28 protein-coding genes are annotated in these 16,704 nt (G+C 38.4%); 27 read left to right on the top strand and 1 reads right to left on the bottom strand.

Going from position 1 to position 16,704, the window contains the following annotated elements; genetic code table 11:
* From miaA to KCX82_RS01750, 26 genes are all read left to right on the top strand, one after another.
* Positions 1–939, top strand: coding sequence for a tRNA (adenosine(37)-N6)-dimethylallyltransferase MiaA (gene miaA, locus KCX82_RS01875; RefSeq protein ID WP_227016737.1), 939 nt, complete (start codon positions 1–3; stop codon positions 937–939).
* Positions 940–1,010: 71 nt separating this feature from the next.
* Positions 1,011–2,168: a tyrosine-type recombinase/integrase gene (locus KCX82_RS01870; protein ID WP_227016736.1), complete on the top strand. Its 1,158-nt coding sequence runs from the start codon at positions 1,011–1,013 to the stop codon at positions 2,166–2,168.
* Between the two features lie 106 nt (positions 2,169–2,274).
* Entirely contained in the window at positions 2,275–3,570 is a 1,296-nt protein-coding gene (locus KCX82_RS01865) for a methionine gamma-lyase family protein (RefSeq protein WP_227016735.1), read from the top strand.
* A 29-nt stretch (positions 3,571–3,599) separates the two neighbouring features.
* On the top strand, positions 3,600–4,331 hold the full coding sequence (locus KCX82_RS01860) for a TVP38/TMEM64 family protein (protein WP_227016734.1): 732 nt from the start codon (positions 3,600–3,602) through the stop codon (positions 4,329–4,331).
* Between the two features lie 259 nt (positions 4,332–4,590).
* Positions 4,591–4,905 (top strand): cell division suppressor protein YneA, encoded by a 315-nt coding sequence (gene yneA, locus KCX82_RS01855; protein WP_227016733.1) that lies wholly within the window; start codon positions 4,591–4,593, stop codon positions 4,903–4,905.
* A 640-nt stretch (positions 4,906–5,545) separates the two neighbouring features.
* The gene (locus KCX82_RS01850) at positions 5,546–5,902 is read left to right on the top strand and encodes a hypothetical protein (protein WP_227016732.1); all 357 of its coding nucleotides are present in this window, start codon (positions 5,546–5,548) and stop codon (positions 5,900–5,902) included.
* Positions 5,903–6,096: 194 nt separating this feature from the next.
* Positions 6,097–6,402: a hypothetical protein gene (locus KCX82_RS01845; RefSeq protein ID WP_227016731.1), complete on the top strand. Its 306-nt coding sequence runs from the start codon at positions 6,097–6,099 to the stop codon at positions 6,400–6,402.
* A 22-nt stretch (positions 6,403–6,424) separates the two neighbouring features.
* Complete coding sequence (locus tag KCX82_RS01840) at positions 6,425–6,619, top strand: hypothetical protein (protein WP_227016730.1); 195 nt, start codon at positions 6,425–6,427, stop codon at positions 6,617–6,619.
* A gap of 84 nt (positions 6,620–6,703) precedes the next feature.
* Positions 6,704–6,904, top strand: a complete 201-nt coding sequence (locus KCX82_RS01835) for a hypothetical protein (RefSeq protein ID WP_227016729.1) — start codon at positions 6,704–6,706, stop codon at positions 6,902–6,904.
* A gap of 68 nt (positions 6,905–6,972) precedes the next feature.
* On the top strand, positions 6,973–8,004 hold the full coding sequence (locus KCX82_RS01830; RefSeq protein WP_227016728.1) for a rolling circle replication-associated protein: 1,032 nt from the start codon (positions 6,973–6,975) through the stop codon (positions 8,002–8,004).
* Between the two features lie 12 nt (positions 8,005–8,016).
* A complete protein-coding gene (locus KCX82_RS01825) occupies positions 8,017–8,253 on the top strand; it encodes a hypothetical protein (protein WP_227016727.1) in 237 nt (78 codons plus the stop codon).
* Positions 8,231–8,521, top strand: a complete 291-nt coding sequence (locus KCX82_RS01820; RefSeq protein ID WP_227016726.1) for a hypothetical protein — start codon at positions 8,231–8,233, stop codon at positions 8,519–8,521. Before KCX82_RS01825 ends, KCX82_RS01820 begins: the two co-directional genes overlap by 23 nt.
* On the top strand, positions 8,521–8,862 hold the full coding sequence (locus KCX82_RS01815) for a hypothetical protein (protein WP_227016725.1): 342 nt from the start codon (positions 8,521–8,523) through the stop codon (positions 8,860–8,862). Before KCX82_RS01820 ends, KCX82_RS01815 begins: the two co-directional genes overlap by 1 nt.
* Positions 8,849–9,481: a type IV secretory system conjugative DNA transfer family protein gene (locus KCX82_RS01810; RefSeq protein ID WP_227016724.1), complete on the top strand. Its 633-nt coding sequence runs from the start codon at positions 8,849–8,851 to the stop codon at positions 9,479–9,481. The genes KCX82_RS01815 and KCX82_RS01810 overlap by 14 nt, the downstream gene beginning before the upstream one ends.
* Before the next feature lie 145 nt (positions 9,482–9,626).
* Complete coding sequence (locus tag KCX82_RS01805; protein ID WP_227016723.1) at positions 9,627–9,854, top strand: hypothetical protein; 228 nt, start codon at positions 9,627–9,629, stop codon at positions 9,852–9,854.
* 18 nt (positions 9,855–9,872) lie between these two features.
* The gene (locus KCX82_RS01800; RefSeq protein WP_227016722.1) at positions 9,873–10,364 is read left to right on the top strand and encodes a hypothetical protein; all 492 of its coding nucleotides are present in this window, start codon (positions 9,873–9,875) and stop codon (positions 10,362–10,364) included.
* Between the two features lie 42 nt (positions 10,365–10,406).
* Positions 10,407–10,817, top strand: a complete 411-nt coding sequence (locus KCX82_RS01795; RefSeq protein ID WP_227016721.1) for a hypothetical protein — start codon at positions 10,407–10,409, stop codon at positions 10,815–10,817.
* 8 nt (positions 10,818–10,825) lie between these two features.
* Positions 10,826–11,359, top strand: a complete 534-nt coding sequence (locus tag KCX82_RS01790) for a hypothetical protein (RefSeq protein WP_227016720.1) — start codon at positions 10,826–10,828, stop codon at positions 11,357–11,359.
* A 29-nt stretch (positions 11,360–11,388) separates the two neighbouring features.
* Positions 11,389–11,667, top strand: coding sequence for a hypothetical protein (locus tag KCX82_RS01785; protein ID WP_227016719.1), 279 nt, complete (start codon positions 11,389–11,391; stop codon positions 11,665–11,667).
* A 52-nt stretch (positions 11,668–11,719) separates the two neighbouring features.
* Positions 11,720–12,133: a hypothetical protein gene (locus KCX82_RS01780; RefSeq protein WP_227016718.1), complete on the top strand. Its 414-nt coding sequence runs from the start codon at positions 11,720–11,722 to the stop codon at positions 12,131–12,133.
* Between the two features lie 4 nt (positions 12,134–12,137).
* Positions 12,138–12,437 carry a hypothetical protein gene (locus KCX82_RS01775; RefSeq protein ID WP_227016717.1) on the top strand — a complete coding sequence of 100 codons (300 nt, stop codon included), beginning with the start codon at positions 12,138–12,140 and terminating at the stop codon, positions 12,435–12,437.
* 51 nt (positions 12,438–12,488) lie between these two features.
* Positions 12,489–12,782, top strand: a complete 294-nt coding sequence (locus KCX82_RS01770; protein WP_227016716.1) for a hypothetical protein — start codon at positions 12,489–12,491, stop codon at positions 12,780–12,782.
* On the top strand, positions 12,775–12,948 hold the full coding sequence (locus KCX82_RS01765) for a hypothetical protein (RefSeq protein WP_227016715.1): 174 nt from the start codon (positions 12,775–12,777) through the stop codon (positions 12,946–12,948). Before KCX82_RS01770 ends, KCX82_RS01765 begins: the two co-directional genes overlap by 8 nt.
* Positions 12,949–12,953: 5 nt before the next feature.
* Positions 12,954–13,391, top strand: a complete 438-nt coding sequence (locus KCX82_RS01760; RefSeq protein WP_227016714.1) for a D-Ala-D-Ala carboxypeptidase family metallohydrolase — start codon at positions 12,954–12,956, stop codon at positions 13,389–13,391.
* Complete coding sequence (locus KCX82_RS01755) at positions 13,379–13,576, top strand: hypothetical protein (protein WP_227016713.1); 198 nt, start codon at positions 13,379–13,381, stop codon at positions 13,574–13,576. The genes KCX82_RS01760 and KCX82_RS01755 overlap by 13 nt, the downstream gene beginning before the upstream one ends.
* A gap of 1 nt (position 13,577) precedes the next feature.
* The gene (locus KCX82_RS01750) at positions 13,578–14,144 is read left to right on the top strand and encodes a glucosaminidase domain-containing protein (protein ID WP_227016712.1); all 567 of its coding nucleotides are present in this window, start codon (positions 13,578–13,580) and stop codon (positions 14,142–14,144) included.
* 735 nt (positions 14,145–14,879) lie between these two features.
* On the opposite strand, the gene KCX82_RS01745 is transcribed toward KCX82_RS01750, so the two are convergent.
* On the bottom strand, positions 14,880–15,434 hold the full coding sequence (locus KCX82_RS01745; RefSeq protein ID WP_227016711.1) for a hypothetical protein: 555 nt from the start codon (positions 15,432–15,434) through the stop codon (positions 14,880–14,882).
* A gap of 507 nt (positions 15,435–15,941) precedes the next feature.
* On the opposite strand from KCX82_RS01745, the gene KCX82_RS01740 reads away from it, so the two are divergent.
* On the top strand, positions 15,942–16,292 hold the full coding sequence (locus KCX82_RS01740) for a cupredoxin domain-containing protein (protein ID WP_227016710.1): 351 nt from the start codon (positions 15,942–15,944) through the stop codon (positions 16,290–16,292).
* Positions 16,293–16,704: the final 412 nt, after the last annotated feature.

The raw sequence follows: 16,704 nt of genomic DNA, 5'->3' as shown, positions 1-16,704 counted from the left end.
ATGAATCAAAAGATCGTGATCATCGCCGGACCGACTGCCGTGGGGAAAACAAAATATGCCATTGAGATTGCGAAACACTTTCATGGCGAAATCGTCTCGGCAGATTCCATGCAAATTTATAAATATATGGATATCGGCAGTGCAAAGCCCACGCCGGAGGAACTTGCAGAAGTACACCATTATCTCGTAGATCAGATTGATCCCCGGAATGAGTTTTCGGTGGCAGAATACCAAACCATGGCAAAGGATTGTATCTGTAACATTTTCAGGAATCATAAATTACCTATTATTTCAGGGGGAACGGGTCTCTATCTGAATTCCTTGATTTATGATATGAACTTTTCCGTTATGCCAAAGCAGACAGATATTCGGGAAAGATTAGAAGAGGAAGCACGTGAGCACGGTAACGAATATGTCCATGATAGGCTGAAAGTACTCGATCCGGATGCTGCGGAAAGAATCCACCCAAATAACCTAAAGAAAGTTATCCGGGCCTTGGAAGTTCTAGAAACCTCAGGAGAGGGAATCAGAGAATTTAAAGAATCTTTTGTCAAGACGAAAGATTACGGATATATCCTCATAGGGCTTTTAAGAGACAGAGAAGAGCTCTACGGAAGGATTGACCAGCGGGTAGATCTGCTTGTAGAAAAAGGCCTGATAAAGGAAGTTGAACAGCTTCTGGACAAAGGCCTGAAGGCAGATCATATTTCCATGAAGGGTATCGGTTATAAAGAAATCATAGGATATCTTAACGGGGAATATGACCGTGATGAAGCAATACGACTGGTCAAACGTAACACCAGGCACTATGCAAAGAGGCAGCTAACCTGGCTTAGAAGGTATTCTGATATGAAATGGTTCAATCTGTCCGATTATGAAACGGAGAATGATGCTTTAGGCTTCATTCTGAAGTATTGTAAAACAGAACTTAATTTATAAATCAATTACTTATAAAAAAATATAGGTATTTAGGAAAAATGATAGCAAGAGTGATTCCGGAGGTTGTTGTTATGGCTGTCAAAAAAGAAATGAAAATACACAATAAAAGTGATAAGCCAGATAATATCATTATGAAGGAAATCGAAATTACGGAAAAATGCCAAGCTATAGAAGAGGAGCTGCCCCGGTTTTTAAAAGGCTTTTTTACCTACTTGAAAGGTAATGTACTACCTATGACCAGATTGGCTTATCTGCAAGATATTCGATTCTTCTGTAACTATCTGATTCAGGAAACGGATCTGACCATTGCCCCAAAAATACGTGACATTAAACTGGAAGATTTCGATCAAATAAAGGCTGTAGATGTCAATATATTCATTGATTATTGCAGAAGATATAAAGTGGAAAAGGAAAAAGCTGTATATATTTACGAAAATGATAAAAAGTCACTTTCGAGAAAAAAATCGTCAATATCTGTTCTATTCAAACATCTATACCGGGATGAACTGGTGAGCCGCAATATTACAGATGGTTTTGACCCGATTAAGCTTCCCAAGCCTGGTGAAAGAGAAATCAAGGCATTGCAGGAAGATGAAGTTATGCGTATGCTGGATGCCGTTTCTTCCGGAGATCACTTGACAAAAAAAGAACATGAATTCTGGATGAAAACAAAAAAAAGAGATAAAGCCATTTTAATTTTATTTTTAACTTATGGATTACGTTTGTCTGAGCTTCAGCAGCTAAATCTCTCCTCTTTTCATTTTAAACGGGGTGAGTTTAAAATTTACAGAAAACGCGGAAAAGAGTCCATTATGCCACTAAATCAGTCCGTTATAAAAGTATTATCTGAATATATCAATGAAGAACGTCCAGCGGAAGAAAAGCTTGCAGAAGAAAACAAAGATGCATTGTTTCTTTCTCTGCAGGGCAAACGTATGACAGAAAGGCAAATTCGTGAGCTGGTCAAAAAATACACTTCAATCGGTCTTTCAACTTCGAGGGCGGCAGGATATAGTCCGCATAAATTAAGAGCAACGACTGCAACCTCGCTGATTGGAAGAGGTAATTCCATATTTGATGTTCAGGCCCTTTTAGATCACGAAAATATAACTACCACACAGCTTTATGCGGCACATAAATTAAATGTCAAAAGAGATCTGGTTAAAAATTTTGAATGGGAAGAAGAATTTGATAAAAATAAGAAAGATAACGATTCATCCAATAAATAAAAGGATTAAACGATACATATTTCAAGCGCCAGTCCAGTTGACTCAATGCCATCAACCAACTGTTGACCATATAAATATTATGTAAATAATTAGCAAGGAGCATCACATGCAGCAAAATACTTATCAATTATTAAATAAGGAATTGAATATCAGCAGCGACGTGTTACAAGCTGTTTCAAAAGCCGAAGAAGAGCTTTCAGGTATCTTTCAGGAACTGGATGATATTATGACATTCAATCAATATAAAGTTCTCGATGTCTTTCAGAAATGCAGGATTTCAGATATGCATTTCGGCTGGAACACCGGGTATGGTTATAACGACGCCGGCCGAGAGGCTCTGGAAAAAGCCTATGCTATGATATTTAAAACCGAGGCAGCATTGGTCCGGCCAATCATTGTAAATGGAACCCACGCGCTGACGTTAACCCTAACAGGTATTCTAAGACCAGGAGAGGAACTAATCTATTGCACGGGAAAACCCTATGATACCTTGGAAGAGGTTATTGGCATCAGGGGAGAAGGGAGAGGCTCTCTGAAAGATTTTGGAATCCATTATCGACAGGTGGAGTTACTTCCGGACGGTACGATAGATTTTGATGGATTAAAAAATGCCATTACACCAAAAACTAAAATCGTAACAGTTCAGAGGGCTACAGGTTACGGCTGGAGGAAGGCAATAACAATAGAAGAAATCCAAAAATGGGCATCCTTTGTGAAATCGATCAATTCGGATATTATCTGCATGGTAGATAATTGTTACGGAGAGTTTTTAGATACCAAAGAGCCCACTGAGGTTGGGGCGGATGTGGTCGCAGGTTCCCTGATAAAAAATCCGGGAGGAGGTCTGGCACTTACCGGAGGATATATCGCGGGTAGGGCCGATTTAATTGAGAAGATTTCCTATCGGATGACATCTCCGGGAATCGGCGGGGAATGCGGTCTTACCTTTGGACAGTCACGTACCATGTTTCAGGGACTTTTTATAGCACCCAAAACTGTAAACGGAGCTGTGAAGGGAGCTATTTTATGTGCAAAAGTATTTGAAAATCTAGGATTCGAAGTGTGTCCAAAGCCGGCAGATAAAAGAAGTGATATTATTGAGGCTGTAAAACTTGGCAGCCCTGAAGCTGTCATTGCTTTCTGTGAAGGAATTCAGGCGGCAGCTCCTATCGATTCTCATGTAAAGCCTGTTCCATGGGATATGCCAGGTTACGAAGATCAGGTAATTATGGCCGCAGGTGCTTTCGTTCAGGGCTCTTCCATTGAATTAAGTGCCGATGCTCCTATACGGCCTCCATATATTGTATATTTTCAAGGCGGATTAACTTACGAGCATTCCAAATTCGGTGTCATTAAAGCATTACAAACCTTATTGGAGAAGGATTTGCTTCGCTTTTCATAGTTGGATAATAAGATGTTGCAGGTGTGATCATGAATCAAGGTAATCATTATAAAAGAAAAAAACAAATAAGAACGTTTGTTTCCATTATAAAACTGCTTGTTCTACTTGGTTTTATCATTGGTATCCCTGCTTACGTTTATTTTAACTATCCGGAATTCATTAGCCATTTTAACAGTCTGGAGGAAATAAATTCTTTTTTATTACAGTATAAAACTGCCAGTATATTCGTTTATATCGGTTTGCAGATCCTCCAGATCATAATCTCAGTATTGCCAGGGCAGGCTTTGCAGTTCGCGGCAGGATACGCCTATTCCTTTTGGTTTGGCTACTTATATTCCATTATCGGAGTCACATTCGGTACGTTTATCACCTTTTATCTTGCCAGATGGCTGGGAAAGGATGCGATGCATCTTTTTTTCGGAGAGGAACGATTTACCAGGTTTGTTCATGTTCTAAACAGTAAAAGGGCCTATATTGTTTTATTTGTGATTTATTTGATTCCAGGGATTCCGAAAGATTTATTTGTATATGCTGCCGGTGTTTCTGAAATAAAAATGAAACCTTTTTTATTTCTTTCATTGGTAGGACGAACGCCGGCTTTGATGGGAAGTGTCATGATGGGAAGCATGTTCAAAAACGACAGCTATACCGGCTTGATTATATTAGGCATTGTTGCTGTAGTTGCTTGTATCATTGGGCTACTGCAAAGAAACAGATTTTTGAGGTGGGCTGATAAAACGTATCAAAAGATGGTGAAATAGTCCCGAAGGCAAAAGAGCGAATAGAAATCTTTAATTTCGTAATTCGCTCTTTTTTATAATTTGAAATATCAAAGAAAGCACTTTGGTGTTTGCCTTTTGGGCAACACGTGCGAATAGAAAACTTTCTCCGGATTTTGTTCTTTAATAAACAAAAAAGAACAAGTGTTTCAAATTCTTCTTTACAAAGAACAAACATTCTGATATGATATTTTCAAAGAACATAGGTTCTTGAAAATGTAAATTATCAGGAGGTAACCAAATGAATACGAATATTAAAAGAAAATATAGAATCAAATCAAAAGTAAGGTTTACAATTTTTATGGCCATAGTCTTATTTTTTATGATTACTTCAATGAATACTATTATTGGATTAAATACTTCCGACAGCTTAACAAAAATGACCTATACGGAAATTCAGATTCAGCCTGGTGATACTTTATGGAACATTGCCAAGGAATTTGGCCCAACCGGATTTGATACCAGATCAGTTATTTACGAAATATGTGAAATCAATCATATATCTGCCGATAGTCTTATTCCTGGGCAAAAAATATTAGTGCCGGATTACATATGAAATTTCCAAAATCGAATCCTATACGTGATAATTACAATGAAAGATTATTTCAACACTTTAGTGAAAGGTATAAAACCTTTAAGAATCAAAAAAAATCGCTTAAAACGCATTTTAGAGCCTCAAGGAACAAAAGCATTGCAAATACTTATGTTTAGCCGAAACATAGAATTTTAAGGTTAATAATTGAAGAAAGTTATATGAATATAATAAGAAAACGAAATTTAAAAGCAAATTTACTATATAAATGTCTACAATCAGAAAAAGTAATTACTATAAATAGATAAAATAAAAATTTGCCCTAAAAATAAAAATAGAATTCAAAACATGAGAAGTGGATCTTTGATCAGATGGGTATTAAAAATAATAATAAATTTATTAAAGTATATTTATTAATGAAAATGTCTGGATCCATAAGAGTTTATGGAAATTTATAAGGAATCTCTGGAATATCATTTATCTATTCCCAAAATATACATCTAGGAAATAGGTTTTTGTCGGAATAGGGGATATCGTTGGAAGATAAGCTTTTTAGGTAAATATGAAAACTATTCGTTAAAACGATGAATTTTAGGAATAGTTCCGATAAGATGAGCAGATGGGGAAACGCCCAACTGCTTATTTTTTATTGGAGGGAATTTCTATGGAAAATACTCGTCTTAAGGTCATAACGTCAGACTCTTATGAGACTTTCGAGCATGAAGTTAATTGTTATTTAGCTGAGCTCGATGCACAAGGGCTGAAATATGACCTTTCTTTCCGCAGTGCTGACAGGCATTGTGTCTATATTTCTTACTCTAATCCAAAATTACAAATTCCAATGGAGAGGGTTGACGGAAAGAGGGATTATTGTCGTAATTGTCCTGCGTTCACCCGGGAGCATGCCGGCAGTGATGCTTATTGTACATATCACAAGCGGGCTATTAAATACGGTGGTTACTGCTGCTCTGAATATTACCAGAATAATTTTGGAGGTGTATCGTGCAGGGCAAAGTCTTAAAGTCACGTCTTATATCTGATAGCAGGCCGTTCATTTTTGAATCGGCAGTCAACGAATTCTTGCTAGATCACAGTGAATCAAAAGTAACTTATAGCACCGCTACTTGTACAGAAGATGGACAGACCTATTGTCTTTTTACTGCGTTCATCCTCTATTATGAAGTGGCTTAGTTTCTATTAAGGAGGTAGATTGAAATGATGTTAGAAGAGGCGAACGCTCGTTTAAAGAGCGTGAAAATCAATGAAGAGCAGTTGTGGGGATTGAACTCGCTGTATATAGTTCTTGATCTTCATAAAGATGATTTCTGCAAAATTGTTGATGCGGTGGGGCTTGAGGTTTTGCTGGCAAAGCAGGCTCATTATGAACGGCTTGAAAAAGCTGATGGGGAGTTGTATTTGAAAGAGCAGTATCTAAGGTCGAAAGCGCGATTGGCTGAACTGGAAGACGAAAGAGAAGTCTTGGAGCGGATTGTAAAGGGCTACAAGCCCTTGGTTCTTTAGTGATTATTAAGGAGACAGTGGAATGAGAGATGTTATTAAGGAAGTAATGGAAAATGTAAAAAGTGATGAGTCGAGAGATGTCCGCATTCATCCGGTTTATTACACAATTGGATATTTGAGTTCATTTTCTGAGCGTGAACCGGACACAATGGTAGCCTTGTCTGATGTCGTGGAGTTGTTGCGATCTCTTGAAGAACAGAAGTACAAGCACTGGTGATTTTATTAATTTCTGATTTCGTATTACGTTTTGCTGCAGTAAAATGTATTACGTTTGCTCCTGGGATAGGAAGGAGGTTTCTTTATGTATGGTGAGAAAGAAGTTTTGAAAGCGTACCCTTTTAGGCTGGGAAGGTTTGAACTCTCTGTGATTGACAGTGTTCCAGATGAAAGGGCAAGGCGATGGTATTTCACTGGTGGGAAAAAGGCAACAAGGGCTGAAAAGCTGCGGTATATCATTCGTTGCTATAAAGAGTCGCAGAGTCGGCAGGATGGGGATACTTAACTTGGTTACCGTTCCATAACTACTGAAAAAGGCTTTAAAACGTTGAAAATTCGTTAGGAGGTTTTACTGTGAGTGATATATTTCGATTAAATTTAGGAGATGGATGCCAACTTTTCGAGCATCATGGATATGTCTACACCCGGTATAATGCTAAGTTGAAGGTTGCCGGGGATAGCGTAAAAGTGTGTTTTTATGAAAAAGGGGTTCTTTCTGGATTTTCGAAAAATAAGCGGAAAGATGATTCTGACGATGAAAAGCCAAAGGTTGAATATGATCCAGAAAAACGATGGTATCAAACCGGCCTGAGGGCAAGACGTGACGTTTATGACACGGTATCAGCAAATTTACATAAGCACTTAGATCATAATGGGAAAAAGCAGAGGTTTAAAATGTTCACGGCTACATTCCGTGAGAACGTGAAAAAGTACAAAAAAGCGAATTCACTGTTCAATGATTTTATTGGACGGCTGAATTATCATTTTACAGGTGAGAAGGGTGCAAACTTCTTAAAATATCTTGCGATTCCTGAATTGCAGATGGAAAATAGCCGGTATGTCTGGCACTTTCACATTCTGTTTTTTAATATGCCGTATCTGCCTGTTTCTGGACAAGTGGTGGACAGGCTTATTGAAGACGGAAGGTTACCAAAGGACTACGATAAAAGAGATACGCTGTTTTATATCTGGGGAATGGGTGGTGTTGAAGTAGATGCAATCAATTTCTCTGATACATACGATATAGCCGGTTACGTCTGTAAGTACATAGGAAAGGGGCTTGATGGACTGTTTGAATATGCAAGGGAAGAGGGAAATTTAAAAAGACGTAGATACCTAAAAAGTACTGGTTTGATGGGACCTAAAATTATGATTGCATTCCTGAATAAGCAGCAAAGACAAGCCATTGCGGATTATTTTAGAAAGCACTGCAAGAAATTTAAAAGGAAAGGGGAGTTAGGTAAATTCTATGAGACGTTTTTGGTAGAAAATGAAGCTATTGAAAAGTATTACGGAAGGATTTTCGGGATCAATTTTAGATCACCGAAAAAACACATTTGGAAGCTCGAAAATATGTTTGAGCGATTCAGTTATGGTTTTTGTTAGGAGGTACATACCATGGGTACAATGGGTTTTTGGGGAATTTTATTACTGTTCGTTTTCTTCTGCATCATATCAGCAGGTATCAACTTGATTGAAAAAGTGATCACTGCAAAGCTGATGAAAGTGCAGATTAGCCAATCAGTTGATGCAGTTTTCACCGGTGTGATCCGGGCAATGATGAGGCATCGTATTGATATGAAGACCGTGTTTGGTAAGGAGGTGCATAGAAATGATGATATGCCCAATCTGTAAAAAGGAAGGTCTAAAAAATAGGAATGCCCTTCACGCTCACATGTTGAAATCTCACTTGGAGGAATACCGGGCAAAGGATTGTAAGCTAGAAGCGTTCGGGGTCGTTAAAGAGGAACCCGGAGCCGGGAGGAAAGAAGCACCGGAAGGATTTCGACCATTAAATAAGTCTCACCCTTTAGAACGTGCTGCTTATGATGCTGGAATGAGATATACGGATGGGGACGATGTTTGGACGGCTGCGGAATGTAAAAAAGCGGGGTGGTTATAGTGAGTCTGGATTATGAAGCAAAGAAGACTTTTTTTGATGAAAAAACAGCGGAAAAACAGATTATTGAAGAATTTACCGAAGGTGCAGCCGGTGAGATTCCAGCACCGGAACCGGCCGGGATCTTACGACTTGATTTTGGTTTTTTGCTTAAGAAAACCGGCCCTAATACCGTAGAGTATTATTTGGATCACCCGATGAATGCAAAGAGGTCAAAGGGTTTTGCCCGGCAGCTTAGGGGATTTACTGGTATAGCCGGTGATCTGGATTTAGCGATCATCGATATTGTGCTTGGCGGTATTGAGGTGTTCATGGAAAGGAGAGGGAATAATGGGGCTGATTAATGAGGGAAATTTTCATGTGTTCGTCAGCGGTAATACCCAGTCCGGGAAATCGACATTCACACACCGGGCATTATTGCAGATAAGGGGGCCTGTCTTGTATTTCAACATTCAGGGAGAAAGGGTTCCCAGGGGTTTTATGAACGTGTATAGCACTGACGTTGACACAGAGCAGCTAATCGAAATGCTTAAGGATGGAATGAAAATTAATCTGATATTTTCAAACCCAAGGACTGGATATGATTATGTTGCTGGTCATGTCATGAATGCTATCATGGATGCAGGGTTTGACGATCAACACCCCGTTTATGTGTGTATAGATGAATGTCACCTACTGAAAGGCTATAGCTTGGAAATTGCTAAGTATGTGGCTACAGCAGGGCTTAAGAAGGGGCAAAGGCTTATTTGTATTACGCAACGTCCTGCTCTCGCTGATAAAACTCTGTATACCCAAGCTTTTGAGCACTACATATTTTTTATAGCAGCTGGTGATTCTGCTTATATGAAAAGTAAAGGCATTGACTATGATTTTTGTAAGGCTGAATGGGAAAGCAGGGGTAAACATAGTTATTGTTACTATAACGGATATCAAATTGAGGGAAGAAACCCTTTGACAATTTAATAATATTTTCTGACAGAGACCACTGACAAAGTGGTCTTTTTTCTTTGCTTTTTTGAGAAAAAAGTGCTTGACAGTGTTGTCAGAACGGTATGCTATAACTTTTTTATGTTAACCAAATATTTACCAAAAGGGGGAATTTGAACAAATGGCAAAATTAACAGATTTTCAAAATCCGCTTACCAAAGGTTCTGGATCGGTCTTTGATCCGTCCGTATGGCTTGGCGGTATCCTGTGGGTGGTTATGTTCGGCATGATCATGGCTATGGGGACAAAGGCTCTTAATGTAATTGATTCTCGTGTACCGGGGAACCAAACTCCCGGAATGAAACCGTATATCCAACCGGCTGTTGGAAACGGTCTCAATGTTTTATAGGATTGGAGGGGAAAAACTATGGGAAATGTAAGTAGAAATGCCCTTTATCCTGCAACCTTTACCAGGGAAGAGGTTATTACAAAAGGGGCAACTGTATCACTCGTAGCCGGTCAGTTCACGCCGATCGGTGAGTACACCGTAAAGGCAGATGAAATTGTAGGGCTTGGCAGGGGTGCATTGGTTGCACAGAATGAAGCAATAGGTCGATTTTATGCTGCTTTTTATGATAATGCAGGAACTCCTGTGGCTATCACTCAGGGAAAATTTAGAATCATGCTTCTGTCTTCACAGGATATGCCTATAGGGAGTAAGCCTGTTTACCTTGATGTCGATTTGGCAGCGTTAACAACTGGGGCAAGTATCCCGGCAGACCGTTTTGTACTGCCGTTCGATGATACATTGCTGTCACAGGATCGTAAATTCCAATTCTTGATCAAGGTTCCTACAGCTACAACGCTTTCAAAAGCAAACAGTACGGTATTGCTTGATGTTACTAGGGCATTGCTTTAATGCTTTGCCCTTGCCTTGCAGAAAGGGGGGGGGGTATGCTGAATGGATTTTGAAAGGTTGATAAACGCAAGTAAGACTTATGTTTTTAGAAAGTCTGTGCCTGCTGGTGAATCCGGTTTTATTGAACATTCTTTAGTTGCTCATGGCACTGTAGAGAATGTGAAAATAAGATTTGCAGCAGGGGAAAACGGCACACTAAGGATCAGACCAGTGGTAATCATTCCGCAAGAGATAATGATTGATTTGTTTACCTATGCAGAGGGTGGGGATAAGTACATATCCGGGGATGACGAAACAGTATCAAGTTCAGTGAGGTATGAAATTGAAAATAATGCTGTGTTACGTGTCTTCTATGAAAATCATGGGGAACCCGGCAGTGCCGATAGTCAGGTAAATGTTGATATCGAGGTGACATACTTCCAGATCACAGAACCTAGAAATATTATAGGGTAGGTGATCGTATGGCAGGCAATGAAATTTATATCGGAAAAATTATGAGTGATATGATAGACGTCCTTCAGGAAACCGTTGTTGCTATTAGTAATATTAACGAGGTGGTTTCTCAAGGAGTTTCGGTTTTGAACGTGAAGGGGAGTTCTAACCATATTTATGATTTTGCATCAGATATCAGTTTCCCGGTAGCTTCATCGTACAGTAAGGTAAAAAATATCAAATGTATGGTGCAGGGTTCTATAAGGCTATACGGAACAATCAGTGCTACGTTATCCGGTGGGGGTACGAATAATGCTTATATTGGCTATTCTCTAGATAAAGGCGTTACGTGGGTTGATATGAAGTCTGTTACCGGTACTTCTGGACAGACGGTTACAGCGATAGTCGATTACGATATTCCTGTTAATGCTGGCCAAGATGTCTGGATCGGAATGAAAGCACCAAATAATACTTATTTTACAGCATTAAAGCTTTTGACAGGTGCTTATGTTGGATATGATTTGATCGACATTATTAACGATGGCGGGATAATTGTTTCTTAGATTAAATTATTTTTACGGAGGTAAAGAAAATGGGAAAAATAATTCAAATGAATGATCATGAAAAGGAACAGGCTTTCAAAGCAAAGAAAGCTGAAATGCAAAAGAAATACAAGGCAAATATCTCAAATTTTTGTCACTATCACAACGTAGAACTGTCCGTTGGATGGGATATGTTATTCTTTAATGCTAGGTGTTTCACCAAGGGTGCAAAGGCATCTGTTATTCCCGGAGGTGGAGTTATCAGCGTACCGGAATTAGTGAAGGATTATAACGATCTGATGCAGTATCAGACCGTTTACAAGGGGTAGGGGCTTTATGCTCCACCCCTTTCAAAGTTTTGTTTAGAAGGGGTGTTAAGTAATGGCTATTGTATTAGTCAACAAAGACGGAACAAGTAATGCCAAGGTTGGAGATTATGTCGTTACCGGTGGCGGTGTATATCAGAAGACAGCTACAGGTAGCATCCGGGCCATGGGGCTTGATACTCCTACCGGATCGTCAAAGGATTATAACGATGTAGTATCAAAGTTCGCTTCACTGGTGAGCGGTTCGGGATCATCGGGTAATGAGAAAACAACGTCAAATGAAACGGTTAAAATTAATTCTGTTGATGATAACGGAATCGTAACGGTGGCCGGGTATGATCCTACGGACTACAGTACGGCTTATAAGACCACAAGCAGCAGTTCTGGAATCAGTAATATCTTAGGATATGTGATCCTTGGTCTTGTCGGCATTGCATTGCTGGATCGCTTCATGAATGGGAAAGGGTGATTTTATGGCTAGTATGGATGAGTTGCGAAAACAATTCAAAGCCCAGAATCCTTTTTTCTTTGGAGGTTTTGATTTTAAGACATTCAGTTTTAAAGAGCCATCTGACGAATATGTTATGAACTACTTTGGGGTGAAGGAGAAGGTAACGGATGGATTTAAAAATGTGGTTACTACTACAGGCAAGGCGGTAGATGCTGGTTCAACAGTTGTGAGCTCGTCTTTTGATTTCATAGTCTGGATTAAAGAGAATTGGCAGATATCTATAGTGGGACTTGTGGCTCTGATTGTAATATTAAGGCATTGATATTAATTCATGTTTGTTATAGAATTAAAAGAAAAAAGGAGATTTTTGGAAATGAGTTTTATATCAAACGTTGAGCAGAATATTAATGTTTTTTTGGATCAGCTTTATTTTTATTTAAATTTAAGTAAATGGTTTTATATTTTGGCATCTATAGCTCTCATCCTGTTATTTATAAATAGTTTGGTCAGTGCTTCTAGGGTAAAAACATTAAGAATCCTTGTTAATGCTACTAGACAGGAATTGAAACAAAGTCAAGAGCTTCTGGAGTATGTTACAGACTTGCTTGAAAATCAGTTTGGAGAGTATACAGGTGCAGAGGAAGAGGGGGAAGTTTTGAATGAATGATATTCTTACGAATGCTGCCGGCGTTTTTAATGCAGCAGCATATTATTTTAAATCAGCGGTGGCTCTATTGGTAAGCAATCCTTACTTCTTAGGGTTCAGTGTTGTTTTGCTTCTGACGGCTGGAAAATCTCTTAAATTAGGGCGAATTGTATCTGCAAAGGGGTAAGTGCCATGGAGTTAATAAAAGACCAGATTTCGGCTCATTTTCGGCTTTCGGAATTTGCGTGTGACGGTCAAATGATTATAACCCCGGAATTCGTATCCTTTGCAAGAGTGTTGGAACGGTTCCGGGGTTGGTATAATAGGCCGATTAATGTAAACTCTGGATACCGTACAGTAGCGAAAAATAAGGCTGTGGGAGGTGTTTCGTCTTCATTACACCTTAGAGCCATGGCAGTCGACTTTAATCTACCAAAAGAGTATATGGAAGCCGATCCAGCCCGTCAGAAAGTATTCTGTCATAACGTTGTGACCAAATGGGAAGATGAATGCTGTACTGCCGGTGGTTTCTCGCAGATCTGTTGGTATGATACATATGTGCATCTTGGATTGTCTTGGGAAAGATCGTATTTTGAGGATAAAAGGAGGAGTAAATCATGGACGATGTAACACAGGTTGCAACTGGTTTGAATCAGCTGCTTACATATGGCCCTATGGGTATTTTGTTGGCGTATTTCATGGTAAAGGACTGGTTCCGTGGTAAGAAAAGTGATGATATAATCGAGAAAAATACCGAAGTGATCAAGGAATTTACCGTTGCTTTGAATGTGCTGACCAGTCAGGGGGCTAAGTAGCATGGACAGTACCTTAACCCCTAGTCAAAAATGGGCGCCTTACGCTTATAGTGCCGGTACGCAGCTTGGGATCGATCCTGCCTTTGTCCTTGCTCAATGGCTCTATGAGACCGGGAACGGGACGAATTTAGGCAGTAAGAAGTATAATAATCTCGCAGGGATTAAAAGCAGCCCCAACGCATCGAAAGGCATCTTTGATCCATCTGATAGTATTCATGCCGGGTATACAAACTTGTCGGCTTTTACGCAGGACTACGTTAAGGTTATGAATTTGTCGTATTACCGGGATTTCTTGAAAACAGCACGTTCTAGTTCAGATCCTAAAACGCTATTGAAAGCAATGAATGCATCACCATGGGCAGAAGCGGATTATAATACCTCTGGATTTATGAAGTATTACAATGAAGCTGCAAAGGTTATGGGGTCAAAATCATATTCTGGTATTGATCTTGGGAGTATCGGAGGCGATCTCTTGGATAATGTGAACGCGGACAGTCTTTTGAGTATTTTAAAGGATAAATGGTGGATGATTGCAGCCGGTTTGGTGATTATCGCCATACTGAAATAGAAAGTTATGGAAAATAATTGTTGACAGGCTTGTCTGACAGTGGTATTGTCAATATCAAAGATAGCGTGCAAACCATCTGTAAGACTGCTGAACTGGAAAGCATTTTTTTTTAAAGAATAAACTATTCCCAAAATATACATTTTAGGAATAGATATCTTTTTAGAAAATGCCCTATTCTGGGTTTTTTAGTGATTTCCTTGATCATGATGTCTGGCAAGCCTGTCCAATAATTAGTTCGCCCCTTCTCACCCGTGAAGTTTCCAGAAAACGCAATACAATTTACAAATTGCCGGTAAATAATAATCACTAATTTATTGAAATTTACATATTATATCTTGTGGCCTCATCTATTACTTTAGTCTTTTTAGGGACCAACAACTAAACACATAGTAGAAATCTGCTATAAAAACTAACAATCTAAGCATTTGTTAGCCTGAAGGGAGGTTAAATTATGTGTCGTAAACATCGAGATTGGGATTGGGATGATGATTTCGTAGGAGGCATTAGAGACAGAGACAAAGACGTTTGTACGTTTAGACGCGGAGACTTCGTATGTGTCTGTATTAGATGCCCTAAAACATGGAGATAATCTTGTCAATGCTTAATATAATTATCGTTCACTCTAATAAGGGTGAACGTTTTTTTATTGATTTACGTAACATAGCCTAATCTCAAATAGTAGAAATTAATTATCGAAGCCCAGCCGATATGGACTATTATGGAACTAAAACTGAATTATTTCTTATACTTAAAAAAAAGAGGAGTCTTAAGAAACCTTTTTAATTCTTTCCTTCTCAGAAAAAGCTCACGTCTTTCGAAAACCATGAAATGAAGAGCTTCCCAAATAAACACCCAGGCTCCTATCGTAAGACCTTCTACCAGAACCTCGGACAAAACTGATTCTGGAAGTTGGTCAGTCAACATAATGCTCGATAACATAAAGCAAAACCCTATCACTATTAAGATTATTGTTGATTTATAAAGTCCTTTCATTTTTCTATTTTCTATCTTGTAGTATAAAGAATAATAGTTCTTATAACTTTCTTTTAATGTGTTTTCCTTGTCAAGATTTTTTGTCTCATTTTGAAGAGATAAAATGATTTCCATTTTTTCTTTTAGTGGTATTTCTTCAGAACACTGATCCAAAAATTCAGTCAACTCAGGATGCACATCCCTTTTCTTAAATATTGAATTATCCCATTCATGAAAGAAATCATTATAATTAACTAATGAAATTTCGATCATTCGATTACCTGTCTTAGGATTCTTCGGATATAAGTTATCGTACATAAAACCACCTTTTCTTCTTCTAATTGGTATCTATAAAATAATGATATCCACCGGCACAGCCAGAGGTTTTCGTATACAAAAATAAACCGCTCTTGATATTTTTATCAAGAGCGGTTAGATATATTACAGCATGTTGCTAATGACAATATTGAATATGCATTATTTAGAAGCAGTATTTAAAAATGTTTACCAAGTGTAATTCACGGGTATTAATCGGTAAAATTCAAAAGAATATCTGTATATGGATTAATTATCGAAATGTGAGGTAAAGGTATGAGAATTCCAATAATATTAGGTCAACCCCTCCACCTATGGTTAGGGATATTTTTGTTCCTTTTAATTCTTTTTCAGATCAGTGTAGCTAAAAAAATCTTGAAATTGCCATTTAAATGGCATCGTATTGGCGGATATGTCATATTGTTGTTGGCTGTAATTCATGGCTTCATAGCATTTGGTTTAAACAATAGCCTATTTATATTATAGGGTTTAGAAATGGAGGTATCCTGTATGAACATAAGCAAGCAATTGATCATCAGTTTTCTTATTTTATTACTACTAATCAGCGTTAGCGGATGCGGCACAGCCAAAACTGAAGACCCTTCTGTTTCTGAAACAGATAAGAATACCGTAATCATTGAAAATTACAAGTTCCAACCAGATGAAATAACTATTAAAAGTGGAGAAACAATTACCTGGATTAACAAGGACTCGGTTAAACATACGGCTACAGGTGACTCTTTTGACAGCGGGCTTCTGTCAAAAGGTTCATCCTACCAACAGAAATTTGATAATGCCGGAACTTACGATTATATTTGTACACCACACCCGTATATGAAGGGAAAAATAATCGTTGAGTAATAACGAAAATAGTTTTCGCCCCTGCAGGGGCAACCACAAAAATACCACGGGATATAATACATAATCCGTGGTATTTTTATATTTATATATTGTTATTAGATCACCTCCCATTACAATGTTATTATATCAATAGGGCCATTTTAAATATAGTTTTTCCCTTCCCGGGAAAAGTAGGCAATCAGAATTTTACTACTCATAAAAATTGCTCCTTTCGGTATGGCTTAAACTTAAAGTATTCTTCAGATTTATCAATAATAGCGTAGCATTTGGAGCGAACTCCAAGTCAAGGTTTTTTTCACGGATTCGTATTTTCACGGATTTATTACCAAAGTCATAGTATAAAAAATACCGAACTTTGAAGGGAGGTATTTAGAATGTTCTACCGGAGATGTAAAAGAAATCCCTTTCGTTT

Source organism: Sinanaerobacter chloroacetimidivorans (genome assembly GCF_018128545.1).
Taxonomy (GTDB): Bacteria; Bacillota; Clostridia; order Peptostreptococcales; family Anaerovoracaceae; genus Sinanaerobacter; species Sinanaerobacter chloroacetimidivorans.
This window is presented reverse-complemented; position numbering and strand designations above follow the sequence as displayed.